Genomic DNA, 22786 nt, shown 5'->3' on the forward strand with positions numbered 1-22786 from the left:
GGCAGCGTCGTCATGCCCGGCCCGCAGGCGTGCCCGAGAACCCGCTTCTTGCCATCGCTCACGCCCGAGCAGACGACCGCCACGAGCGCGCAGCGCGCCGGGCGGCCGACGAGCAGGACTGAGCCCGGCGACCGGTGCCCCAGCGGACGTACGCGTCCCGGCCGGTCTCGGCCTTATCACCGGGCGGGCATCACTCATGGCGCCGTGCGGCGGGGGCCTGCGAGGACGAGGATGATGACGCCGTCCGCGTCGGTGCGGTAGGTCGGGTGGCCGTAGGCCGCGCAGATGCCGTGAAGGGCCATCATGACGGTGCCGGCTCCCACGTCGTCGCGGATTGTTCCGGTCTTTGGTGGCGGCGGCCCGGAGGTCGGTGATGGCCTGGTGCAGGGCATGGGCGCCCGCGGCGAGTGCGTCCGAGCGGGTGGTCATGAGTGTCGCGAGAGTGCGGGCGAGGCCCTCATGGGCGTACATCCACCCCGTCGAGATCGCCCTCGACCGAGACGGCTTCCACGACCAGCACGTCTACGTCACAGCGGAATGCAACTGCGACTGGGAGCCTGAACACGGACTCCAGATCATCCTGCGCGACGGCCGAGCAGTGACCAAGGTCGGCCCATACGACGGCCACCTCACCAACGCAGCCGCCTTCAACCGCGACGACCTCGAAGGCGTCGTCTACCACCGGCTGAGGTAGCGCCCGTCGAGCTGCACCTGATAGAGCAGGTCACCGAGGTCGACCGGGCGGTCCGGTGCGAGGGTGGAGAAGGTCCGCCAGTCGGCGATGCCGTCGCCGATCGGTAGCAGCCACTGTCCGGGCTGTTCGATCACCCCGGTACGGGTGACGCCGGCGCCGGGCTGGGACGGCCGATCGCGCAGCCACCCACCCACCAGTTGCGTCGCCAACCTCTTTGGGAAGAACAACTAGGGTGTGGGGATGTCGACTGTGCCCCGGGAGGCGGAGACGCGCATCGGTCCGATCGGGGCACTACTTTGTCGAGTGATGTTCTTGGCGATCTGTCTGCCCGGACCGGTTCTGCTGTCCGTCGGCGTATCGCAGGGCCGGAACCTGCCTGCCGCAGACTTCTGGGGCTTGCTCGCCGGGGGCCTACTGACGTCGGTCGTCGGCGGCGGCTTCGGAGTTTGGGGCTTGCGCCTGGTCACTCGCTCGCGCCGCGACGCGCGGCGGCTCGCCGCAACTGGTGTCGCCGCGACGGCGGAGATTCTCGCGGTGGCCAACCATCTGGGTGGGGAGGATTCCCGGCTGAAACTCCGCCTGCGGATTAGCGGTACTGGGTTCGCCAGCTTCGAGGCGGAGACGATGCGCGCTGATGACCCGACCCTCGTGCCTGGAGCGATTTTGGCCGTGGTCGTGGACCCGGAGGAACGTGTCTTTTCGTTCGGGTAGTGCCGCCTCACCGGCCGACGTTCCTAGGAGTATCCCCGTCCACGCCGCACAACTTAAAGATCAAGTTGGGCAGCCACCTCAGCCGGAATCTCAAACACTCTCAAATTAGAGCGGCCGGCAATTGGTGGTGGTGACGCAGCGGGAGGTCGAGCGGCCGGAGGCGGACGCGGCACATGCCCATGGGCCCGTCACTGACCGCAGGCAACCATCTGGCAGGCTCGCTGCCACGCCAAGGCATCCGAGATCTTGGTACGAGTGCGCCCCTCGAGGGGCAGATTCGTACCAAGATCTTCCCTGCCCAGGGTGGTGGGCTGGCTATCAGGGCGTGTCGGCCTATTGCCGGTCGCTCTTAGTTACGGAGTTCACGGCGGGCCGCCCAGCGAGCGGGGGCGAGGCGCTGGCGCCACGGGCGGCGACGGTCGCCACCCACCGGCGCGTCGACGGCGGCTCGGACAGCCTCGATGTCCCGGGTTGGTGATGGCCGCGACGAGCGCGGTCGAACAGAGCACGGCGAGGGTTCGCGACGGCGTCGTGATCGATGGGACGGGTTTCCGGAGGCGAATCGACGTTCCCGCACGCAGATTGGAAGCGGTGGGGTGTGCCTGGCTTCCCTAAACGGATCCAAGCGCGTGCATGTTATGTCGAGCCCACTGTCGTGACGGGATTGACACCGGCGGGGCCGCTGGGTCAACGCCGCGCGTGTTCGGCGCGTGCGGACGCGCCCACCTCGTGCAGGTGTCGCAGGGCCTGGCGGTAGGAGGTGACGAGACTGGTCTGTACGTAGGCGACGCCGATCTCGGCGCAGTATGCCTGCACGATCGGTTGTGCCTTACGCAGGTGGGGCGTCGGCATGCCGGGGAACAGGTGGTGTTCGATCTGGTAGTTCAGACCGCCGAGCGCCGCGTCGACCAGCCGGCTTCCCCGAACGTTACGGGAGGTCAACACCTGCTTGCGGAGATAGTCCTCGGCGCCGGTCGGGTGCGGCATGCCCTTGTGGTTGGGGGCGAAGGTCATGCCGAGGTAGACGCCGAACAGTGCCTGGTGCAGCAACAGGAAGGCGACGGCCTGCAGCGGCGAGAGAACGAGCACCAGCGCGCCGAGGTAGCCGACGGCGTGCAGGATCAGCAATGCACTCTCCACACCCCGCTGTTTCACCGTGCCGTGGCGCAACGCCTTGACGCTGGACACCTTCAGACTGACGGCGAGCAGCGTGAGCAGCGGGAAGAACAGTGCGGCCTGGTGCCGGGTGATGAAGCCCTTCAGCCCGCGACGGCCGACGGCCGACTCGGTGGCCCAGACGAGCACCTCGGGGGCCACGTCCGGGTCGAGGTCGTCGTGGTTGGGGTTGTTGTGGTGACGGGTGTGCTTGTCCAGCCACCAGCCGTAGCTCATTCCGATGCCGAGATTGCCGGCCAGCAGTCCGGCGACCGCGCTCGGACGTTTGGTGCGGAACACCTGCCGGTGCGCCAGGTCGTGCGCCACGAGTGCGACCTGGGCGAACGTGACGGCGAGGAACACGGCGGTGATCATCTGCCACCAGGAGGAGCCGATGGCGAAGAAGGCCGCCCAGCCGCCGACGAACATCAGCGTGACGACGCTCAGCCGGACGACGTAATAGGCGGGCCGGCGGCGCATCAACCCCGCGTCGATGATCCGGCGGGACAGGATGGCGAAATCACTGCCGGTCGTCGACTGCGACGGTCTCACGGTAGTCATCATGATTCCAGCAGACCGCCTCGGAAGGGCGCTGTCAGGAACGCTATCTCCCCGTCGAACGGGGTGCTAACACCACCGAGAAACGGCGATCGCGCGGGCACAATGGCACCCGTGGACGTGGCCAGGCCTGACGAGCGGACGTACGAGTGGGCGCGGCGGGGTGTGCGCGCGGTGCTCGCCGGTCTGGCCGCGATCGGCCTGGCCCTGGCCAACGTCGCGTTGCTCGGCGTATCGCTGCTGGCGCTGGTCCTGGTCCCGGTGCCGCTGCTCGGCATGGCGCTGGTGTCCTGGACGACGACGCTGGTCCGGAAGCGGGCGGATCTCGAACGTAGGCGTGCCGCACGGGCCGGGGTCCCGGTGCCACGTCCCTACCATCCGCCCCCGCAACGGGGCATTGCCGGCGGCTGGCGGCGCTTCCGGTGGATCGTCACGGACCCGGCCACCTGGCGCGACCTCGCCTGGCTCCTGCCCGGCGGGATCGTCGGGGCCGCCCTCGGCGTGATCTCCCTGGCCGTGCCGCTGTACGGGATCATGGGTCTGACGCTGACACCGCTGTGGATCTGGCTCGGCACCGACTGGTACGGATACGGCGCCGTCTGGTCCATCGACACATTCAGTGAAGGGCTGATCTGCCTGCCGCAAGGCGCCGCCATCCTCGCCGGCGGTCTGTGGGTGGCGCCGTGGCTACGGCGGGTCGACGCGTACTTCGCCCGACTCCTCCTCGCTCCGACCAGGGCCGCCGAACTCCGCCTGCGGGTAACCCAGCTGACTGTGACGCGCGCCGACACGGTGGACGCCCAGGCAGCCGAGCTGCGCCGCATCGAGCGCGACCTACACGACGGCATCCAGGCGCGGCTCGTCTCGCTGGGCATGACGATCGGTCTCGCCGACGAACTGATCGACCGGAACCCGGCCGCAGCCCACGAAATGCTGGCTGAAGCGCGTGAAGCGAGCGGCACCGCACTTGTCGAGCTGCGGCACCTGGTCCGTGGTATCCATCCACCCGTGTTGGCCGAACGCGGACTGGACGGCGCGGTGCGGGCGCTGGCACTCAGCCTGCCCGTGCCGATCACAGTCGATGTCGACCTGCCCGGCCGACTCGACACACCCGTCGAGTCGGCCGCGTACTTCGCCGTCGCGGAGACACTGACCAACATGGTCCGTCACAGCCGCGCCCACACCGGATCGGTGTCCCTGCGGCACGCGGACGCAACGCTGACGATGGTGGTCGCCGACGACGGCGTGGGCGGCGGCGACCCCGCGGCTGGTACCGGTCTGCGGGGCATCGAACGCCGCCTCGCCGCCTTCGATGGCACGATGGCCCTGTCGAGCCCGCTCGGGGGGCCCACCGTCATCACCATGGAGTTGCCGTGCGCGTTGTCATCGCCGAGGACCACGCGCTCCTCCGGGAAGGGCTGACCCGAATCCTGCGGGCCTTCGACTTCGACGTCGTCGCCGCCGTCGACAACGGCCCGGCCCTGCTGCCCACCCTGATCACCCACCGGCCTCAGGTGGCGGTCATCGACGTCCGCCTCCCGCCGACGTTCACCGACGAAGGTCTGCAGGCCGCGATCGCGGCTCGTACCCAGATTCCTGGCTTGCCCATCCTCGTGCTCTCCCAGCACGTCGAGCCCTTGTACGCCCGCGAACTGCTCAGCACCCCACATGGCGGTGTGGGCTACCTGCTCAAGGATCGCGTGTCCCACGTCGGCGAGTTCATCGACGCCGTCGGCCGGGTCGCCGCCGGCGGTACCGCCATGGACCCTGAGGTGATCTCACAACTCCTCGCCCGCCGAGAGCCGCTGGCGGTGCTCACCCCCAGAGAACGGGAAGTGCTCGGTGAAATGGCCGAAGGCCGCTCCAACGCGGCGATCGGGGCCAAGCTCCGCATCACCGAGAAAGCCGTGAGCAAACACATCAACAACATATTCACCAAACTTGACATGCCGCCCTCAGATGATGACAACCGGCGCGTCCTCGCCGTCCTGGCGTACCTCAACGGCTGAACGGGTGGAAGGCGGATGGCAGACGCGGCTCGCCGCATCCGGCCTACGGTCACCTGGTAGGTCCATGGCGTTCCGTGTCACTTCAGCCATTACCCTCGCCTGCCCCGGTCGACGAGCGTTTACACCCGTACCTCACTGCCGGCAGTCAGCGGTAGCACCGAGAATCCAGGCGGGTCGTTGGGCCTCGTGGCTAGTACGACCTGGATCGGCCCGTCGGGCCCGCTGTCGAGCGTGACCACAACCGCTGTGCCCGCCGTGACGCCGAGATGAACAATGAGTGTCACGTCCGCACGTTCGTTCGGCGACGTGATCGGTGCGGCTGCCGGCTCGGTCTTCCGCACCACAGCTGGTCCTTTCCTCGCGGCCTCGGTCGATCGTCCCGAGCCGTAGATAACGTAGAGCCCGATCGAGGCATCGTTGTTCACCTCGAAGACGGCCCGGAGCCCCGCCCGAACGTGTGTCAGCGGCCAGCTGTCGGCTGCGAGTACCGCCGACGCCGAGCCAAGATCATGAGGCAGGTGGACGCTGACCGCGCCGCGCTCGCGAAGGCCACCCGGTCACGGGTCCACACCCGCCTGCCGTCCGGCACCGAACTGCGCGGTGTGGAACGACCGGGACGACACCTGGAAGCGGACCATCCTCGCGTCGATCATCGAGCGTATCGAGGTGTCACGGCACCCGGCAGGCTCTTGCATGGGCGAGTATCGCGGCCGCGGCCTGTGGGGCGGCTGGTTTCAGATAGGCGAGACGACGTTGGTGCGTCCCGAGGTGCAGGTACGGACTATGCGAATTCAGCGTTGACCGACCACCCGGGCCTACATGGTCTTGCGGCGCGCGAACTGTGTCGTCCACTTCATGGAATGGCGCGCCGGATCAAAACCCACAGCGGTCACCAACCATGCGGGCGCGGTATCAAACCACGGGCCGGGAGCGTCAAGAAGCCACCCCTGCGCCCCAAGCTTGTCGCATAAGGACAGCATGTGGCCGCTCATCACCTCCTGCTGGGTTGCCGTCAGCCACAGGTAGACCGTGTCTGAGCCCGCCGCGAAGGGGCTTCCCGGCACGTAGGCGCTATAAAGCTGCCCGTACTCCCACTTCTCCATCAGCGCAGTCTGCTGCTGACGCGCTGAGTGAGGTTTTGGAATGTCGGCCAGCCGACACAGCGGCGACCGCGTTGCGGCCATCACCGAGGATCGGTGCCCATTGGCCACACCCGATCCCGGAAGGCGAATGGGTTGCGTCCACGGGAGTGGTGTGCGACTTGCCCGTGACGGGCGTTTTGCGTAGATGAGAGACGGCCATCGCGTCGATCCTTCAAGACGACCAAGTCAGAGAAGGAAGAGAGGACGCGATGGCCGCTTCTGAGAGTGTGAACCCTGTTGACCTGCTGCGCGAGCAGATCGAGGGCGCGTCGCCGGATGTGTTGTAGGCGATGGTGAAGAGGTTCGCGTAGATGTTGATGTCCGCCGAGGCGGACGCGATCTGCGGCGCTGGCTACGGGCAGCGCAGCGCTGAGCGGGGGCGGTCGCCCTTGTGGTGGCTGCCGTGACCAGGGCCGTGGTAGCCGGCTCAGCGCGGATAGTCCTCATCCGGTTGATCGTTCTCGGGTGGACCATCGTGAGGGTCTGCGCAGCGGGACACTCCACCCGACGGGCGAGGGCGCGGCCTCAGGCGAACCGGCGGACCTGATCGCGGCGGTGGCCCCAGACGGTGAGCCCGGCGAAGATCGTGATCCATACCGCGAGCATCACCAGTGACAGCGGCCCGACGGGCTCCCCGGTGAGCGCGACCAGCACCAGGTCGGTCGCGCCCCGGGTGGGTACGAAGGGTGCGATCTGCTCGATGATCTCCGGCGTGTCCGCCTGGTCGAAGAACATCCCGCCGGCCACCGCCAGCGGCAGGAAGCCGATGCTGTTGGCGATGGCGGCCGCCCGCATCGACATCAGGTAGCCCATCGCCAGCCCCAGCAGGGTGAAGGTCACCACCGCGATCAGCAGCGCTCCCGCCGCCAGCAGCACCCGTGACGGCGGAGCCGAGGCGGCGGTGAACACTCCGGCCACCAGCAGGATCGGGACGATCGCCGCAGCGACGACCGCCAGCCCGACCAGCAGGTAGCCGAACATCTGCGGCGCGATCCCGCCGGGCAGGGTGCGCAGATAGTGCCCCCAGACCGATTCCCGTTGCGCCGCGATCGCGACGCTGAAGTGGGCGACGCAGGCCATGAGCACCCCGAACACCACCAGGGTCGCGGTGGCCGAGGTGATCGCCGCCGCGTCCTGCCCGATGAACGGTACGACGAAGAACACCATGACTCCGACCGGGACCAGCGCCACGGTCAGGAACATCGTGGGCGTCCGGATGGTCTCGGCGAGGTTCCGCCGGGTGTAGGTCATGGTCAAGGAGGACATGGAACGGCCCTCCGGGTCAGCCGGTCCGCCGGTCGCCGGTGATCGCCAGGAAGGCGTCCTCCAGCGAGGCGGATTCGATCTCGATGTCGGTGAAGGATGCGCCGGAGGTCACCAGTTCCCGGACCAGCGCGGTGGCGTCGTTGGTGAGCAGATGGGTGCGGTCGGCGTCTCGCTCGATCGAGGCGACCCCGCTCAGCGCGGGCAGCATCGGGTCGGTCAGGGTGACCCGTTTGAGCCGGACCCGGCCGCGGATCTCGGCGACACTGCCGTCGGCGATGATCCGACCGTGGTCCATCACCACGACCCGGTCGGCCAGCGCCTCCACCTCCTCGATGTAGTGGCTGGTCAGCAGGACGGCTCCGCCGTCGGCGTGGAAGGAACGGATGCCGTCCCACAGCGCCCGCCGGGCGTCCACGTCGAGACCGGTGGTGGGCTCGTCCAGGAACACCAGCCGGGGCCGCCCCACGAAGGCCAGCGCGACCGCGACCCGCCGCTGCTGTCCGCCGGAAAGGCCGCCGGCCTGCCGGTCGGCCAGCGCAGTGAGGTCGAAGCGGTCAAGTAGTTCGGCCCGGTCCACCGGATCGGGGAAGTGCGCCGCGACGAAGTCCACCAGTTCGGTGACCCGCCAGGTCTCCGGAAGCCCGGTCTCCTGCGGCGTCACGCCGATCACGCGGCGGGTCGACTCGCTGCGCGGGTCGCCGCCGCACAGTTCGACACTGCCGGAACTGGGCCGCAACAGGCCCGTCATCACGTTGATCAATGTGGACTTTCCGGCACCGTTGGGGCCCAGCAATCCGACTACCTGCCCGGCAGGGATATCCAGGGACACGCCGTCCAGCGCGGTCGTGTCGTGGTATCGGCGGGTGACGTCGAGGGCGCGGGCGAGGACGGTCATGAGGCGGCCTCCGGGACCTGTCGGTTCGGGTCGGACATGATCGACGGGATAGCGGGGAAGGCAAAAGGGCCCGGCTCGCCGTGTGGGACGACCGGCCACGCCTGTCCGGTCCCGCCGCGTGCCAGCACCAGCTCGGCGACCTCGGCGACCCGTTCGGGCGACAGGACCGCCACTCCCATGTCGCTGATGAACGGGATCGCCTCGCCCAGGATCGGGGTGTCGATGAAGGTGGGGCACAGCGCGTTGACGGTGACGCCCCGGTCGGCCACGGTCGGCGCGACGGAGCGGACCAGCCCGATCACGGCGTGCTTGGTGGCCGCGTAGAGCGGGTTCATCGGGCTCTCGCTCAAGCCGGCCAGGCTGGCGGTGGCCAGGACAGCGCCGGAACCCTGCTCGGTGAACACCTCCAGGGCGGCGTGCAGCCCATAGACCACCCCGTCGAGATTGACCGAGACCAGATCGCGGTAGTGCTCGGGCCGGAAATCCTCGATGAAGCTGCCCTGTTCACCGATTCCGGCGTTCAGCACGGCGACGTCGAGGCTGCCGAAGAGCGTGGTCGCGGTGCGGACGGCGGCGACGTTGTCGGCCAGCCGGGCGACGTCGGTACGGACGAAGGCGCCGGCAACCTCCCGGGCGACCATCTCCCCGGCCGGATCGACGTCGGCGATGACGACGCGGGCGCCGCCCGACGCGAAGCGGCGCGCGATGGCCGCCCCGATTCCGCTGGCTCCGCCGGTGACGAGTGCGACTGTGCCGTCGAGGGGGTTCATGTCTTCTTCGTGGTGGACGGGACCGGCCGGGTGGCGTGGTCGATAGCGGTGGTGATCTCCCGCAGGTAACGGTCGATGTCGAGGTCGGGATCGCGGGACAGCGCGGTGGGTACGGCGTCGATCACGCCGCGCACGATCCGGGCCATGACGGTGACGTCGAAGTCCCGGAACTCGCCGCGTTCCTGCCCCGCCGCGAACAGGTGCTCCAGCGGCAGCAGCAGCTGCCGGTCGAATTCGGCCGGGTCGGCGTCGGGCAGGTCAGCCAGGCCACCGCCGGTGAGAATCTCCACGAGCGCGATCATCCGGGCCGGGTAGCGGCGCATGTACTCCAGGTTGGAGCTGAGGTAGGCGCGCAGTTGGCCCGCCGGCGTGGTCTCGGCGTCGATCAACGGTGTCATGAATGCCGCCGCATCGGTGTAGACGGTGGTGACGACCTGGGCGATCAGTTCGGACTTCCCCGCGAAGTGGTACGAGATCAGTCCGCGGCTGATCCCCGCACGGGTGCCGATCCTGCCCATCGACGCGCGGTGGTAACCGACCTCCGCGATGGTCTCCACGGCGGCGTTCACAATCTGAGCCCGCCGCGCCTCTTCGATGAAGGAGCGCGACTGGCCGTCCCGATCAGATTTTGGCACCATGGCCAAAATTTAGCATGTGATGCCAGTGGATTGCCAGCGTGGCCAAATCAGCAGGTCGGCGACCTTGAAGCGATCCCGTAGTAGGTCGAAGTCGGGTCCGCCCCGCCTCGGCGGCCTGGCGTAGGCACGCATCCGCGGCCCGCAGCCTGGCGGGAACCCCACCGCCGCCGGGACGCGCCGGGACGAGGCGGCCGAGCCGATAGCGAACGCATAGCCGACGCATAAGCGACCCGAGCACACTGACCGTCCACAGAGCGTGGCGCGGAAACCCTGCGTAAGCGACTCGCCCTAACGAGAAAGGACTGGTATGGCCGACAACACGACCGCGGATCCCACCGCGGGCAACCAGGCCGAGCATTTCCTCGACCTCGACGACCTCGACCTCGCCGGAGTCGACGTCGACACCTGGGACAAGACCGCGGGCGGTACCACCACCATCGCGTGCGTCACGCGGACGATCACGGTGGTCACCCGGGCTGTCTGCGGTTCGATCGACTGCGGCCCGCCGCCGCCCGGTGGCAGCTACTGAGTTCCGTCAGGTTGGTTGAAGACCAGTGAAACAGCTCAGCCCTCCATTGCTGTGGCTGCGGAATGGTCCGGAAGAGGTCCAGAGCCTAGTTGCGGGCCTGGACCTCGTTCGGACCGCCGCGCACGAGGACGCCAGCCACGCCTGGCTCTGCATGATCGCCAATGGCACCGCGCACTACCTGTCCACCTACGCGCCGACGGAACTGCTGTCCAGGCTCTATGCCACTAGAAACGAACTGTACGGCGTGGTCGCCCCGGTCGGCCGGCTACGCACCGGCACGGATGGTGGCCTGGTACTTGACGGGTGCTGGCGGTTCGGCTCGGGCTCTCACCGGGCCGCCATCATGGCGATGGGATGCGCGCCGGTAGCGGGACGCCGCACCACCGTCCTCGTCAACCGCCTGCTGCTCGAGGTGACGCACCCATGGGAGGGACCGGGCTTGCTCGCTACCGCCAGCCACACCCTACGGGCCAACGGTGTCCGCGTCTCGCCGGCAGAGGTGGTCGACATGACGGACATCCCGGCCGGTCGACCGATCGGAATCTACGCCGACCCGGACCTGTTCCTGGCGAACATGCCCGGCGTGACGCTCGGGCTCACCGAACGGCTGCTGGCGCTGCTCGGCCCGGGTCCGGCGCCCGGCGTCTGGCAGGCCACCTACGCCGAAGCAGCCGCCCGCAACACCCTCGCCCGGCGCGGCTTGGCCGCCATGCTGCACAGTTTCGACACGGCGGCCCGGGCGGGAAAACTCACGCTGTTCTCGCCGGCGTTGCGGCAGGAGTTCCTGCTGATGTTGAGCGCTGCCTTTCACATCGGGCTGGATGCCGCGCTCGCGCTGGCACAAGGATGCGACTCGACGGACCCGGAGATCCGGCAGGAACTCGAGCAGGCGCGGGTCGACATCGCGACGATGCGACCGCACGGCGCGATGCGACCGTCCAGGTTGGTCAACCCGGGTGCGTCGGCCCCGGCGGGGAGGCCTCGATGACCTCGGCTCCGATGCTGTCGACGCCGGGTTGGTGCCTGCTCCGGATTCCGGTACTGCCGGCGGCGCCAGCTGCCGCCGCACCCGAGGGCCTGGCACGGCAACTGCTGGACCTGGCCATCGACTACGCGACCGTGTTCCAGCGCGCGGCGGAGGAACACCGGGACTGGCAGGACCCGGCGACCCGACTGGCCGTCTACGGCAGCCGGGCGAGGTACCGGCCAACCCCGTTCGGCGTGTTCAGCCTGAGCCTGCTCGCCGACATCAGCGACAACGACGGCGCCGCACCGGCCACCCGACTCGATCTGGAGACCGATGTCCGGCTGCACCGCCTCGACCTGCCGAAGCAGACCGGCCGCTGGTTCGTCAATCCCACCCTCACCGCCGCGCACGGCCGATGGTCCTATCTGCACCCGGACAAGGGTGGGGTCACCTCGATGTCGGACGCCCCGGGCGTGCGCCAGCTCGCGGAGCGATTCGCCGCGCACCTCGCCGCCGCACCCCGATCAGCGCAGGAATGGGCGACCGTGCTCGGTGGCGACACCCCGTTCGACCTAGGGGTACGCCAGAGATTGCTGCTGCCGGAGCAGGCGCCACCGATACTGACTGACCCGGCCGCCCCGACCGCGCCGACCGAGGCCGTCAAGGCGGCGCTGACCGCCGAGCGGCCGTTCCGGGACGACCAGTTCGTGGACGCGTTCAGCGAGGTCCGGGCCCGAGTGCCCGACGCGGCTGCGGCGGCGCTACTGGACGGCGCCGCACAGCTTCTGCGAGCACACTGGCGACCCCGGCGACTCGACCGGGTGCGGGACCACGTGGCCGGCGCCTACAGCGGCGGGGCCGTGCCGTTGGTGTGGCTGCTGACCGCTGCGGTGGACCACCCGCTGGGCAGCTGGCGGCGGCAGGAAGCCGAGGTCGAGGACGCCGACCGCCTGGCTCCGACCCGACGGCTGTTCGTGCCGCGGACCCGCCGCGACAACGGCGCGGTGCACTGGTGGCAGGAAGCGCTCACGCTGGACCAGTGGCAGACCCGCCGCACTCCGCCCCCCAACGCCGCCGTGGTCACCCAGCCGCAGTTCGGGATGGCCAACGGCGCGCTGCTGGCCGAGCCGGTGGCCGGAGCGGACGCCTGGCTCAAACTGGTCCTGCCCGGCTTCTGGGGCGGGCCCGGCGCCCGGCTCAGTGAACAGCTGGGAATTCCGGAGCCCGAACTCGGTCCGACGGTCCCCGGCTGGCTTCCCGTGGAGCTCGGGTGGGTACCGCCGGATCGGCGGGCGCCGTTGGTTCGCCGGCCCGAGAGCGGATTGCCCCGGCTCAACCTCAACCTGCCGTACCGCGCCGGTGACCTGCGACTAGCGGATCTGGCCGTGACCATGACGGCGGGACGGCTCCAGTTGGTGCACCGGTCCGACGGACGCCACGTGCAGCTTCGATGGGACAGCCCGTTGACGTTGAGCAACAAGGTCAACCCCTGGTCGGTGCAACTGCTGGGACTGCTGCTGGACGAGGCCCACGGCCCGGCGCTGGCCGCCGACCCCAGCCTGTGGGCGCCGCCGGGCGCGATGGTCCCTCGCATCACCGCCGGCCGTTGTCTGGTGGCTCGGCGCAGCGTCGTCCTGGACGCGCAGCACCGCGCCGATCTGCTGGCCCTGGCCGAGGACCCGGCGCAGTTGTGCGACGTGCTCACCGAGGTGGGGCTCGGGCCGCAGCTGGAGGTGAGCGAGGGACCGGATGTGACCATGCGGTTGGATCTCACCGACGCCACTCAGCGGTGGTGGTTCACCCGGCGGCTCCGTCGCGAGGGTCTGCTGATTCTGCACGAGGCCCTGCCGGTGGCGACCCTGATCGAGTCGGAACTGGGCGGGCACATCCACGACGTGTGGGTGCCGTGGCTGCGCCCGGATCCGCAACCGGTCAGGCCGATGTCGCCGACCCGGCTGGTGGACCGGCAGCCGGCCGAGGACCCGGAGTGGACCAGCTGGTTCGTCTACGCCCCGGAGCGGGTGGTGGAGCTCTGGCTGGCGCGCACCGAAGTGATGACGTTGATGCGCCGGGCGCACCTGTTCTACATCCGCTACCACGACGACCGGCCGCATCTGCGGGTACGGGTACACCGAAGCGTCGACGCCGCGCCGCTGCTGGCCGACCTCCGCGCCCACCTGGCCGCGATGGTGCCGCAGCAGCCCTGCGAGGTCGAACTCCGCACCTGGACCCCAGAGGACTACCGCTACGGAGGTGCCGCGCACCGGGCCGATGCCATACGGCTGTTCTGCGCCGACTCCGCCTGGTGGGCGCAGCGGCTCGCCCCCGGCCCTGACCAGGCCGGCAGGTACACGCAGGCGGTGGCCCGGATCGCCGCCTGGTGCCGGCAGCTCGCCGGCGACGATCAGGCGCTGACCCTGCTCTGCGGGCTGCGCGGGCTGGACCCACGGCTGCCCAGCTCGCGGGCTCAGCGGGAGTGGATGGCAACCTACCGCGCTGCTCGGCCGGACCTGGAGCAGGCCCTCGACGCCACGCTCGCCGCGCCGGAACCTGCCCTGGACTACCTGGCCGGCCTGGACAGCGACGCCTATGCCACGGCGCTGAGCAGCCTTGTCCACATGAGCGTCAACCGTGGGTTGCCACTCGGCCAGGCGACACCTCGCGAGCCGGAACTTGTGCTGGCGGCGGCGCGGTTGTTGAAGGGACGGCAGGCGCGGGCAACCCGAAGCGGAGCGGTCGATGGCTGAGGCCGATGCCGCCCGGCGACTGCTGCGTCGGCTTGTCGCCGAGCTACGGCGGCGGGGGCACGCCAGCCCGACGGCGGCAGCAGCCCTTGCCCTGCTCGCGTCCCGGCTGGGTCATCAGGCCCTGGCGGCGTCCCTGACGGAACTGGCCCTACGCGGCGGGCAGGTGCCCGACTTTCGGGTGGGCTGGCTGCGCCACCGGCTGGTGGGAGAGTGCCTTTCACCAGGCCCCGGCCACGCCGAGACACTGGCCCGGACCCGGGCGGAGGCGGACGAAGTGCTCGATGCCTTCTACCGGTACTACGTCGAGGCCGGTGACGTCGATCTGATCAATGGCGCCGGGGGAGTCGGGATGGCCCTGTGGGACCTCGCCGACGAGGCGGCTCGCGCCAGGATGACACAGCCCATCACCGAGATCGCACGCTGCATCATGGAGCAGGACTCGCCCGGTCTCTACCACGGCCGCAGCGGCGGCATCCTGCTGCTGCGGATGCTCGACCGCCGCTACGGCCAGGACCAGCTGACGACCGCGGCGGTCGACGCACTGGTCCGGCATCTGGCGCAGCTGACCCCCGCCGCGCCCGACACCGGCTGGTTGGGCATGGGCGGCGTCGGCCTGTGCTACGGCCAGCCTGGGATGCTGACCGCGCTGGGGCCGGAGGTTGACCCGGCGGTGCTGGCGAGATTCGTCGATGCGGCCGTCACCGACCCGGCCCTCGATCGGCTGGATGACCTGCTGGGCGATGTCGACGCCGACCTGACGGTCTGCCACGGACTGGCCGGGCTGAGCCTGGTCACCAAGCTCGCCCCCGGGTGGCGGGAACTGATCGGCCCAGACCGCCGGACCCGGCTGGCGGTCCGGCTGGCCCACCACCTCGACCAGACCAGTGACCAGGCGATAGCCGCCATCTTCGACACGCCGTTCCTGCTGTCGGTGCTCGAGGGGACGCTCGGAATGGCGTTGACGCTGGCGGAGACCGAGACCACGTCACGGCCATGGTGGGGGGTCTGCGTGAGTCTCGGTGACGGATCGGCCGCCGTGGCCGGCGGCAGAGCAATGGAGAACAACCGATGACCATCAACCTACAGACCGAAGACAACGACTGCGGCGTGTCGGCCCTCGTCGCCAGCCTGCGCCTGCAGGGACACCAGTTCTCCGAGCCACAGTTGCGGGATGCGCTGGCAACCCGGGGCGCGCTGTCGCTCCAGGACCTGCGGGACACCTGCGCCGCGGTGGTGGGCGTGCGCTACCGAGGCCGGCGGGACTTCCCGTTCGCCGAACTGACGCCGGGCACCATCATCCACCTGCGCGTCGATCACTTCGTGACCGTCGAACGATGGCGAGGGCGGCGGGTACGGATCTTCGACCCCTCGGTCGGGTACCTGTGGCTGACCGAGGCCGCGTACCACGAGAAGGCCAGCAGCTGGGTGCTGTTGCCCGCCACGCCGGCCCCGGCGGCGGGCGCGCCTCGGCGTCCGCGGGCCGCGACCCGGGCCGCCTGGCTCTGGCCGATGCTGCGCTCCGGGCAGATCACGTTCCGGCAGGTCGTACCGGTCCTCGCGATGAGCCTGCTGCTCTACACCGGCCTGACCCTGCTCAACATGATCCTGCTGCCCTACCTGAACGAGGTAACCGTCGCCGGCACCGTCGCCACGGGCACCCTGGTCACCGCGCTGGTGGCGTTCAGCGTCGCGGCCAGCGTGCTGTTCTGGCTACGACACCGGCAGATCACCTCTCTGGGGCTGTCTTTCGACCGGGCCATGCTGCGTGAACTGGTCGACCGGCTGACCCGTACGTCCGCACGCACCGAGCTGACCTCCGGCGACGTGCTGCACCGGGTGCAGAGCGCCCGCGCCGTACGGGAGGCCGGCAGCGGTCTGGCGCTGTCGCTGTTCACCGACATGGTCGCCGTGGTGATCCTGCTGGCGTTCATGGCGACGATGTCGCTGCCGCTGACCGGCGTGGTGGCCGGCGTCGCCGCCCTGCACATCGTCCTGACGATCCTCGGACGGATCCCGATCAACCGCCGTACCGAGGAGCAACTGCAACTCGACGCCGAACTCCAGGACCTGCTGATCAGCATCTCGCAAGGGTTGACCACCTACCGAGGGCTCGGGGCGATCCCACACCTGCAGGTCGAGCACTCCCAGCGGCTGGACCGGCTGCAACGGTCGATCCGCGAGCTCGAGTACCGGCTGGCCTGGGTGTACGGGCCGAGCAGTGCCCTGCGGTTCGCCGGCCTGTACGTGATTCTCGTGATCGGCTCGGTGCTCCTGTCGGCAGGTCTGGTCAGCACCGGAGAGCTGTTCGGATTCCTCACCCTCGGGGGTACGGTGCTGTTCTCGGTCACCACGATCGCGCAGAGCCTCACCACCGCCGCCACACTGGAGCGGCAACTGCGCTACGTGACAAGTCTGTTCACGTTGCCGGTGATGGAACGGGGAACCCGCACCGAGCCGGTAGCCGACGCCCCGGCAGTGCTGCTGGAGGGCGTCCGGGTGCACCGCCCGAGGGAGCATTTCGACCTGCGGCTGGACCTGCGGGTCGAGCGGGGCGAGACGGTAACCGTCAGCGGTGCCAGTGGAGCCGGCAAGTCCACCATGGCCCAGATCATCAGCGGCTTGGACCCGGCGCCCGCAGGGCAGGTGACCGTCTACGGAGTGCCGATCGCCGACTGGGACCCGGATCGGCTCCGCCCGCAGGTGTGCTACGTCCCGCCCCGGTCCGACTTCCTGCACACGACGATCCGGGAGAGCCTGTCCAGCGGGGCGACCGACATCACCGACCAGGAGATCCACGACCTGCTCGCCGTGCTGGAGCTGACCGAGGTGATACGCCCCTTGCGGCTCGGGCTGCGCACCCGACTGCGGATCAACGGCTCGACCTTCAGCGCCGGAGAAGTGCAGCGCTTCGCGTTGGCCCGGGCGCTGCTGCGCCGACCATCGCTGTTGATCCTCGACGAGGCGACCAACTCCCTGGACCGGGACCTGGAACTGCGGCTGCTCGCCGAAGCGCGGCGGCGGGTCGAGACCCTCATCGTGATCAGTCATCGCCCGGTCGGTGAGCACCTCGACAGCCGGCATGTTCGGATCGTGCGCGACGACACCGGCGTATCCGCGCTCGAATCGACGGCGGCCGCGGCGGTCGTCAGTGCCTGAGGGAGTACGTGGTGTCCACGCCTACTGGCAGCTACCCAGCCGGCTGCCCCGGGCCTACCAGCAGCTGTCCCGGGTCACCTGGCTGCTGAGCATCCGCTCGTGGCAGCGACACGCCGGGCCGATCACGCTCTACGCCGACCCGCCGACGATGGAATGGCTCGACCGACTCGGCTGGCTCCGCTGCTACGACCAGATCGAGACGTTGGACGACCGGGACCTCGACCAGCGCTACGACCGAGTCGCCTGTTTCGCCTTGCCGAAGCTGCTCGCCCTGGACCGGTTCCCTGACGCGACGCTGGTAGACACCGATGCCTACCTCCACAGCTCGCTGCGGCTACCCGCCACCGGATCGGTCTTCGCGCATCTGGAGCACGGCGACGCCGACTTCTACTCCCGGCTGCGGGAACTACGCAACCCCGCCCAGGTGGAGCTGCCCGACTCGCCGCCAACGGTCGGCAACACCTCGCTGTTCCGGGCAGCCAACGCCCACCTGGCACGCCGGATCAGCCACGCCGGACTCAGCTTCCTGGCCGACAACCCGAGCACCCCCGGCCGCGATGTCCACCTGCACATGACCGTCGCCGAACAGGTGCTCGCCACCCACCTGACCACCGTCGCCGGGCAGCAGGTGGTCAACCTGTTCGACGCGCTCTGGTGCCCGCGGACGCTGCGCTGGCTGACCGAACCACCCCGCTTCGGCCATCTGTGGAACCTCAAACGAGGGGCGCCGGCCGCGCACCTGCTCGCCGCGTACGTGTCAGTCACCCGGACGCTTCAGCACGACTACGGCGTCGCCCCGGACCGGGTACGCGCAGTCATGGAGCGGATATGATCCCGACCGAGCTGCTCGATCGGCTGGCGAACACCGGCGCCGAGGTGACCCGGCCCACCGGATCGACCGTCCCCGGTGGACTGTTCCCGGACTGGGTGCTGCAGCCAGAATCGTTGGCGCAGCTCACCGCGTTGGTCCGGATTCTGCACGCCAGCGCAGTGGACTGGCGAGTAGACGCCCGTGGCCGCAACTGGGGGTACGACGACTCCCGGGTCCGCGAGCCCGGACTGATCGTCCGCCTCGCCCGGTTGGACCGGTTGGATCTCGATGTCGAACTCGGCCTCGCCACAGTGCAACCCGGGGTGACCTTCGCGCAGCTCAACGAGGCGTTGCAGGCCGCCGATGCCCGTTACTATCTGCCCTCGCCGGGCTCCGGCCCGCACACCTCCGTGCTCGGCAACGCTCTGGAGCGAGGCCTGCTCGCCGGCCTCGGCGAGCGGGAACGCCACTGCCGAGACTTCCTCGTCCTGCGACGCGACGGTGAACTCACCCGTTTGGGCTGGGAGGAGGCCGCCGACGACCGGGTTCGGCGGGCGCTACCGTATCCACCCGGCCCACACCTGCAAGGGTCACTGTTCCAAACCGGCGGGTACGGACCTGTGGTGGTGGAGCTGACGCACGTCCTGCCGGTGGCGACGGAGCTGACGACCGAGCCGGTGCTGCTCGCCGGTGCCGAGCTGACCGAGGACCTGTTGCGCTGTTGGCGGGACCTGCTCCTGGGCGAGTTGGTGACCTCCACCATCCTCGCCTCGCCAGCCCGCCGCCGTGCTCAAGGCATCACCGTCAGCTACGACGGGCTCGTCCTCAACCTGTATATCGCCGCCACTTCGGCCACGATGCTGCGCGCCAAGGTCCTCGACGTGCAGCGGCTGGCCCGCCAACACGGGCAACGGCTGGCCGCACGATTCGGTGGCGGCTACGACGACCTGAGCATCCTCGGCGGCGATCGGAACCATCCGGAGGCGGTCGGCCACCTTCCGGAAGGGCTGGAATGGCAGACCGCGGCGTTGCCGTTCATCCCTTCGGTCGTCGCCGCCTTCGCCCGGGCAGTGCGGACGGACCCGCTGCTGGCGGACATTCCATGGACCCTGCGCCCGCTCGATTCCCGGGCGTTGGTCTGGCTGGCACCGATCGTCTACCGCAAGGAGAACTCGGACAGCGTCGCGTTGCTGCGGCGTCGGGTGGCCGCCGTCGCCCGGCTCCGCGACGAGTTCGCCGTCCCGGCCTACCGGTCCGGCGCCGTCCGGAGCGACCGATGAACCATGTGCTGATCACCAGCGTCCACCGAATCCACACCGGACAGTCCGGCGAAGCGATCCACCTGCGCCAACTCGCCGAGGCGCTCCGCGCCGCCGGCGAGCGAGTAACTGTCCTGGACGGTCCGATGGACCCAGGCAGATCCAGCGCCGGCCACGAGGCCGCACTGCGGTCGCTCGCCAACCAGTTGGACACCCTGCTGGCCCGGGACCGGCCCGACGCCGCCCTGCTCTGGGGGCATCTGGGCGAGGAGACCGAGCTGGTGCGGCGGCTGGCGGCGGCAAATGTTCCCACCGTGCTGGAGCATCCGGCTGCGGACCTCCCGCCGGTGCCGGAGACCCTGCGCCTGATCGACGAGGTGGTGGTCCCATCCGAATTCGCACGGCGGCTGTTCGGGTCGCAGACCGGCCGCCAGGCTCACGCCATCGAGCCATGCCTGCGCGGCTGCGCCTGCCCATCGGACCCGCCCCGCGACCCGGCCCGTAGCGGGCCGTACCGGCTGACCTTCATCAACCCGGAGCCGGCCAAAGGGCTCGGGGTGGTGATGCACCTCGTGGCCGCAACCAACGGGGCGAAACTGCCGTTCCGGTTCCGGTTCGTCGAGGGACGATGGACCGCGGTCGATCTCGCCCGGCTCGGCATCGGCCCGGCGAACCTGCCCGGGGTGCAGATCGTCGAGTATCACGCCGACATCTGCGCGCTCTACGCCGAGACCGACCTGCTGCTCGTACCGAGCCTGTGGCAGGAGAGCTTCGGGATGGTCGCCCGCGAAGCCGTGATCCACGGCGTACCGGTGGTGGCCACCCGGGTCGGCGGGCTGCCCCAGGCGGTCCGTGACGGGGGAGTATGCCTCGAACCGCCAAAGTGGGGCAACGGCTACCAGGTCAGCATGACCGCGGCCGAGGTCAGGGCCTGGCTGGCCGCCGTGGTTACGGCGCTACGCGGCGCTCACCGGCCACGACCAGGCCTGCTGTCCCGCGCCACCGCGGACAGCGTGCGCGCGTACCGCGCCGTGCTCGGTTCGTCGTCGAGGTGAACGCGTACGGCGGCCCGGTCCATGGCGCCGGCGATCACCGACGCCGGCGTGGTCCAGCGCCGCTCGTCGGCCACCGCCACCACCGTCGCCAGGTTCTCCTGCTCTTCGCGCAGCCAGTCCCGCGGCGTGGCGAGCAGCCGGTCCAGCTCCGCCGGCGAGAACAACCGCCGAGGAGAGCGGCCCGGCTGCGGATGCCGATCGTCCATCCGCCGTCCGCGAGACGGCGCCAGCCGGTGGACGGCCTCCTGCGCCAGGACGCTCCAGCCGTCGACCGCGCACGCCAGCACCTGGTCGGCGGATACGGCGGTCTGGGGCGATTCGTCCGCCGCCACGGTGAGCGCGTAGGACCGGACCACGTGGGGGAGCAGGTAGCGGTGCGGGCCGACGGTCCGGCGCGGCACCGGCGTCAGCAGATGAGAGCCAACCAACTCGTCCAGTGCCTGCATAGCCTCGCGGGGTGCCAGCCCCGCGCAAACCGTCGGCACCCAGTCCGGGACGGTGACAGTCGGAAGTATGGCGATCCGACGTAGCGTCAGGCTCGCCGCCGCACCGAGCGCCCGGAACGACGGTGCGAGGCTGTCTCGCATCGACCCGCCGTCGGTACTCAGCTCATCGAGCCGGTGCTGCGGGTCCCCCAGCAGCGCCACCAGGTCGGCGGCCCACCGGCCCCGGTGCATCCGGCAGGCGGCGAACCACAGGGCAAGCGGCAGGCCATCGCAGAGCGCGGACAGCGCGCGGACCGCGACCGGCTCCGCCGACAGCCGATCGGGGCCGAGATGAGCGGCGAGGATTTCGAGTCCCTGCCCGTCCGACATCGGCGCCACCAGGTGCCGGTGCGCCCCGGGCAGCGAGAGCTGCCAGCGGGCGGTGACCAGCACTGCGCAGCCGGCCCCGGCCGGCAGCAGCGGCAGCACCTGATCGACCGCGCGGGCATCATCGAGCAGCAGCAGGCAGCGCCGGTCCGTGAAGAGGCTACGCAGCAGCGCGGCCCGTGCCGCCAGCTCGGCCGGCATCGCCGCGTCGGCGACGCCCAGCGCGCGGAGGAGTTCCTCGAGCACCTCGTCCGGGTTCCGCGGCTGCCCGCTGCCAGCGAGGTCGGCGTACAACTGACCATCCGGATAGGCGGCGGCGACCGCATGAGCGACCTGCAGCGCCAGCGCGGACTTGCCGACTCCGGGCATGCCGTGCAGCAGCGCGACGCGCGGACCGGCGTTCGCAGGCCGGTCCGGGTCGCTACCCAGGCGCCTGACCAGGTCCGCCAGGTCGGCCTGGCGCCCCACGAAGAGCGGCGACGCGGGCGGCAGCTGGGCTGGCCGTGGCTGGTCGGCGAAATGCAGGGTCGGCAGCCCATCAACGGTGACGGCGAGGCTCGGATCCCGCCGGAGAACGGCCTGCTCCACCTCACGCAGGAGCGGACCCGGGTCGAGCCCGTGCTCGTCTGCCAGCAGCTGGCGGCCCCGCCGGGCCACACTGAGCGCCTCCGCCTGCCGGTCGCTTCGGTAGAGCGCCACCACCAGCTGGGCGCGTAGTAGCTCCCGCAACGGATAGTCGGCGACATACTGGGTCAACTCCGGGATCAGGTCGCGGTGCGAACCGAGCTGAAGCTCGATGTCGATCAACCACTCCAGGTCAGCCAACCGGGTCTCCTCCAGCCCTTCACGGGTCGGAGCAACGAACGCGGCGACCGCACCAGTCAGTGCCGGGCCTTTCCACAGCGTCAGCGCTTCCCGCATGAGCTCGCGGGCGTGGGAAAGCCGACGGCGGTTGCCCTCGACTCGTGCCAACTCGGCGAGCCTGGTGTAGGTCGCCAGGTCGAGTTCGTTCGGGGCGAGGTCCAGCACATAGCCGCCGGGCTTCGTGAGCAGCGGCACCATCGCGTCGTCGGCCCGCCGCAACGTCCAGCGCAGCGCCGAGATCTCGGACTGAATCTGCGCCCGTGCCGTGGCCGGCGGCGCCGTTTCCCAGATCGCCGTGGTCAGCTGATCGACCGACACCACACGGTTGGCGTTCAGGAGTAGGTAGGCGAGCACCGCACGGCGGCGCGGCCGCGCCACGTCGACCGGCTCGCCATCCACCGCTGCGCCGACCGGACCAAGCACCGTGAAGCGCAGCGTTGCCGCTCGGGTAGCAATCGCTGAGGACGGGACCGTATGCACCAGGGCTCCTGGATCGGTTGGCGGCGTCGCTGAATCCGTCGCCCAATGTCCGGTCGAGGCCAACGGCCCCGCGCCCTCTTGTGGAGTGCCAGCGCAGGCCGGTGGATCGGACACGACACGGATGCCGTTGCGCTTGAGGGTGTCCGCGCGGATGAAGGGTATGGCGATCCCCGCACAACTCCGGCACAAGTGGCGTACATGCTCGGCCTACCCGGATCCCGACCGCACCGGATACACCGCGCCTGAAGCCGTGCAGGTAGCAGCGCGT

At 69.8% G+C, this 22786-nt stretch carries 20 protein-coding genes and 1 pseudogene; 13 read left to right on the top strand and 8 right to left on the bottom strand.

The genetic code is table 11. The features are described 5' to 3' along the window. Positions 1 to 349 precede the first annotated feature (349 nt). Positions 350 to 694 (top strand): DUF6985 domain-containing protein, encoded by a 345-nt coding sequence (locus E0H26_RS13915; protein WP_420812844.1) that lies wholly within the window; start codon positions 350 to 352, stop codon positions 692 to 694. On the opposite strand, the gene E0H26_RS13920 is transcribed toward E0H26_RS13915, so the two are convergent. After that, positions 676 to 903, bottom strand: a complete 228-nt coding sequence (locus E0H26_RS13920; protein WP_131304036.1) for a hypothetical protein — start codon at positions 901 to 903, stop codon at positions 676 to 678. The two genes, E0H26_RS13915 and E0H26_RS13920, sit on opposite strands and share 19 nt — an antisense overlap. Positions 904 to 934: 31 nt before the next feature. Between E0H26_RS13920 and E0H26_RS13925 the strand changes: the two genes are divergently transcribed. Further along, positions 935 to 1405: a hypothetical protein gene (locus tag E0H26_RS13925; protein WP_131304037.1), complete on the top strand. Its 471-nt coding sequence runs from the start codon at positions 935 to 937 to the stop codon at positions 1403 to 1405. Between the two features lie 687 nt (positions 1406 to 2092). Here E0H26_RS13925 and E0H26_RS13930 read toward each other — a convergent pair. Next, positions 2093 to 3121 (bottom strand): fatty acid desaturase family protein, encoded by a 1029-nt coding sequence (locus E0H26_RS13930; protein ID WP_131304038.1) that lies wholly within the window; start codon positions 3119 to 3121, stop codon positions 2093 to 2095. 111 nt (positions 3122 to 3232) lie between these two features. Between E0H26_RS13930 and E0H26_RS13935 the strand changes: the two genes are divergently transcribed. Together E0H26_RS13935 and E0H26_RS13940 are read left to right on the top strand one after the other, a co-directional pair. After that, positions 3233 to 4540 (top strand): sensor histidine kinase, encoded by a 1308-nt coding sequence (locus tag E0H26_RS13935; RefSeq protein WP_240742159.1) that lies wholly within the window; start codon positions 3233 to 3235, stop codon positions 4538 to 4540. Further along, positions 4492 to 5127 (top strand): response regulator transcription factor, encoded by a 636-nt coding sequence (locus tag E0H26_RS13940; RefSeq protein WP_131304039.1) that lies wholly within the window; start codon positions 4492 to 4494, stop codon positions 5125 to 5127. Before E0H26_RS13935 ends, E0H26_RS13940 begins: the two co-directional genes overlap by 49 nt. Positions 5128 to 5942: 815 nt before the next feature. Here E0H26_RS13940 and E0H26_RS13945 read toward each other — a convergent pair. Then, on the bottom strand, positions 5943 to 6230 hold the full coding sequence (locus tag E0H26_RS13945) for a hypothetical protein (protein ID WP_131304040.1): 288 nt from the start codon (positions 6228 to 6230) through the stop codon (positions 5943 to 5945). Positions 6231 to 6478: 248 nt separating this feature from the next. On the opposite strand from E0H26_RS13945, the pseudogene E0H26_RS29925 reads away from it, so the two are divergent. Further along, a pseudogene (locus tag E0H26_RS29925) lies at positions 6479 to 6655 on the top strand (IS256 family transposase); the annotation flags it as partial. A gap of 139 nt (positions 6656 to 6794) precedes the next feature. Here E0H26_RS29925 and E0H26_RS13955 read toward each other — a convergent pair. Genes E0H26_RS13955 through E0H26_RS13970 form a run of 4 tightly spaced genes read right to left on the bottom strand, consistent with a single transcriptional unit; the run spans position 6795 to position 9838 of the window. Further along, positions 6795 to 7535 carry an ABC transporter permease gene (locus E0H26_RS13955; RefSeq protein WP_131304041.1) on the bottom strand — a complete coding sequence of 247 codons (741 nt, stop codon included), beginning with the start codon at positions 7533 to 7535 and terminating at the stop codon, positions 6795 to 6797. 16 nt (positions 7536 to 7551) lie between these two features. Further along, positions 7552 to 8430 carry an ABC transporter ATP-binding protein gene (locus E0H26_RS13960; protein ID WP_131304042.1) on the bottom strand — a complete coding sequence of 293 codons (879 nt, stop codon included), beginning with the start codon at positions 8428 to 8430 and terminating at the stop codon, positions 7552 to 7554. Then, positions 8427 to 9200, bottom strand: a complete 774-nt coding sequence (locus tag E0H26_RS13965) for an SDR family NAD(P)-dependent oxidoreductase (protein ID WP_131304043.1) — start codon at positions 9198 to 9200, stop codon at positions 8427 to 8429. The genes E0H26_RS13960 and E0H26_RS13965 overlap by 4 nt, the downstream gene beginning before the upstream one ends. Next, entirely contained in the window at positions 9197 to 9838 is a 642-nt protein-coding gene (locus E0H26_RS13970) for a TetR/AcrR family transcriptional regulator (RefSeq protein ID WP_131304044.1), read from the bottom strand. Before E0H26_RS13970 ends, E0H26_RS13965 begins: the two co-directional genes overlap by 4 nt. Before the next feature lie 307 nt (positions 9839 to 10145). On the opposite strand from E0H26_RS13970, the gene E0H26_RS13975 reads away from it, so the two are divergent. From E0H26_RS13975 to E0H26_RS30605, 8 genes are read left to right on the top strand one after another with little or no spacing between them, the layout of a single operon-like run. Beyond that, positions 10146 to 10367 (top strand): hypothetical protein, encoded by a 222-nt coding sequence (locus E0H26_RS13975; RefSeq protein ID WP_131304045.1) that lies wholly within the window; start codon positions 10146 to 10148, stop codon positions 10365 to 10367. Between the two features lie 25 nt (positions 10368 to 10392). After that, positions 10393 to 11355, top strand: a complete 963-nt coding sequence (locus E0H26_RS29320) for an acyl-CoA dehydrogenase family protein (protein ID WP_165521859.1) — start codon at positions 10393 to 10395, stop codon at positions 11353 to 11355. Beyond that, positions 11352 to 14081, top strand: a complete 2730-nt coding sequence (locus E0H26_RS13980) for a thiopeptide-type bacteriocin biosynthesis protein (protein WP_165521860.1) — start codon at positions 11352 to 11354, stop codon at positions 14079 to 14081. The genes E0H26_RS29320 and E0H26_RS13980 overlap by 4 nt, the downstream gene beginning before the upstream one ends. Beyond that, the gene (locus E0H26_RS13985; protein ID WP_131304047.1) at positions 14074 to 15153 is read left to right on the top strand and encodes a glycoside hydrolase family protein; all 1080 of its coding nucleotides are present in this window, start codon (positions 14074 to 14076) and stop codon (positions 15151 to 15153) included. The genes E0H26_RS13980 and E0H26_RS13985 overlap by 8 nt, the downstream gene beginning before the upstream one ends. Continuing rightward, on the top strand, positions 15150 to 17237 hold the full coding sequence (locus E0H26_RS13990) for an ATP-binding cassette domain-containing protein (protein WP_131304048.1): 2088 nt from the start codon (positions 15150 to 15152) through the stop codon (positions 17235 to 17237). Before E0H26_RS13985 ends, E0H26_RS13990 begins: the two co-directional genes overlap by 4 nt. Further along, the gene (locus E0H26_RS13995; RefSeq protein ID WP_131304049.1) at positions 17230 to 18069 is read left to right on the top strand and encodes a hypothetical protein; all 840 of its coding nucleotides are present in this window, start codon (positions 17230 to 17232) and stop codon (positions 18067 to 18069) included. The genes E0H26_RS13990 and E0H26_RS13995 overlap by 8 nt, the downstream gene beginning before the upstream one ends. Next, complete coding sequence (locus E0H26_RS29930) at positions 18066 to 19328, top strand: FAD-binding oxidoreductase (protein ID WP_131304050.1); 1263 nt, start codon at positions 18066 to 18068, stop codon at positions 19326 to 19328. The genes E0H26_RS13995 and E0H26_RS29930 overlap by 4 nt, the downstream gene beginning before the upstream one ends. After that, entirely contained in the window at positions 19325 to 20362 is a 1038-nt protein-coding gene (locus E0H26_RS30605) for a glycosyltransferase (protein ID WP_165521861.1), read from the top strand. The genes E0H26_RS29930 and E0H26_RS30605 overlap by 4 nt, the downstream gene beginning before the upstream one ends. Here the strand turns inward: E0H26_RS30605 and E0H26_RS14010 are convergent. Beyond that, positions 20275 to 22437, bottom strand: coding sequence for an AfsR/SARP family transcriptional regulator (locus tag E0H26_RS14010; RefSeq protein ID WP_206025102.1), 2163 nt, complete (start codon positions 22435 to 22437; stop codon positions 20275 to 20277). The genes E0H26_RS30605 and E0H26_RS14010 overlap by 88 nt on opposite strands. Positions 22438 to 22786 lie beyond the last annotated feature (349 nt).

The sequence above is a fragment of the Micromonospora zingiberis genome (genome assembly GCF_004331455.1).
Taxonomy (GTDB): Bacteria; Actinomycetota; Actinomycetes; order Mycobacteriales; family Micromonosporaceae; genus Micromonospora; species Micromonospora zingiberis.

Excerpts from the sequence above, each read along its gene's own strand:
- E0H26_RS13960 (WP_131304042.1), bottom strand. The coding sequence starts at position 8,430 with ATGACCGTCCTCGCCCGCGCCCTCGACGTCACCCGCCGATACCACGAC.
- E0H26_RS13990 (WP_131304048.1), top strand. The coding sequence starts at position 15,150 with ATGACCATCAACCTACAGACCGAAGACAACGACTGCGGCGTGTCGGCC.
- E0H26_RS13975 (WP_131304045.1), top strand. The coding sequence starts at position 10,146 with ATGGCCGACAACACGACCGCGGATCCCACCGCGGGCAACCAGGCCGAG.
- E0H26_RS13985 (WP_131304047.1), top strand. The coding sequence starts at position 14,074 with ATGGCTGAGGCCGATGCCGCCCGGCGACTGCTGCGTCGGCTTGTCGCC.
- E0H26_RS29930 (WP_131304050.1), top strand. The coding sequence starts at position 18,066 with ATGATCCCGACCGAGCTGCTCGATCGGCTGGCGAACACCGGCGCCGAG.
- E0H26_RS13965 (WP_131304043.1), bottom strand. The coding sequence starts at position 9,200 with ATGAACCCCCTCGACGGCACAGTCGCACTCGTCACCGGCGGAGCCAGC.
- E0H26_RS13970 (WP_131304044.1), bottom strand. The coding sequence starts at position 9,838 with ATGGTGCCAAAATCTGATCGGGACGGCCAGTCGCGCTCCTTCATCGAA.
- E0H26_RS13925 (WP_131304037.1), top strand. The coding sequence starts at position 935 with ATGTCGACTGTGCCCCGGGAGGCGGAGACGCGCATCGGTCCGATCGGG.
- E0H26_RS13945 (WP_131304040.1), bottom strand. The coding sequence starts at position 6,230 with ATGGAGAAGTGGGAGTACGGGCAGCTTTATAGCGCCTACGTGCCGGGA.
- E0H26_RS13980 (WP_165521860.1), top strand. The coding sequence starts at position 11,352 with ATGACCTCGGCTCCGATGCTGTCGACGCCGGGTTGGTGCCTGCTCCGG.
- E0H26_RS30605 (WP_165521861.1), top strand. The coding sequence starts at position 19,325 with ATGAACCATGTGCTGATCACCAGCGTCCACCGAATCCACACCGGACAG.
- E0H26_RS13930 (WP_131304038.1), bottom strand. The coding sequence starts at position 3,121 with ATGACTACCGTGAGACCGTCGCAGTCGACGACCGGCAGTGATTTCGCC.
- E0H26_RS13955 (WP_131304041.1), bottom strand. The coding sequence starts at position 7,535 with ATGTCCTCCTTGACCATGACCTACACCCGGCGGAACCTCGCCGAGACC.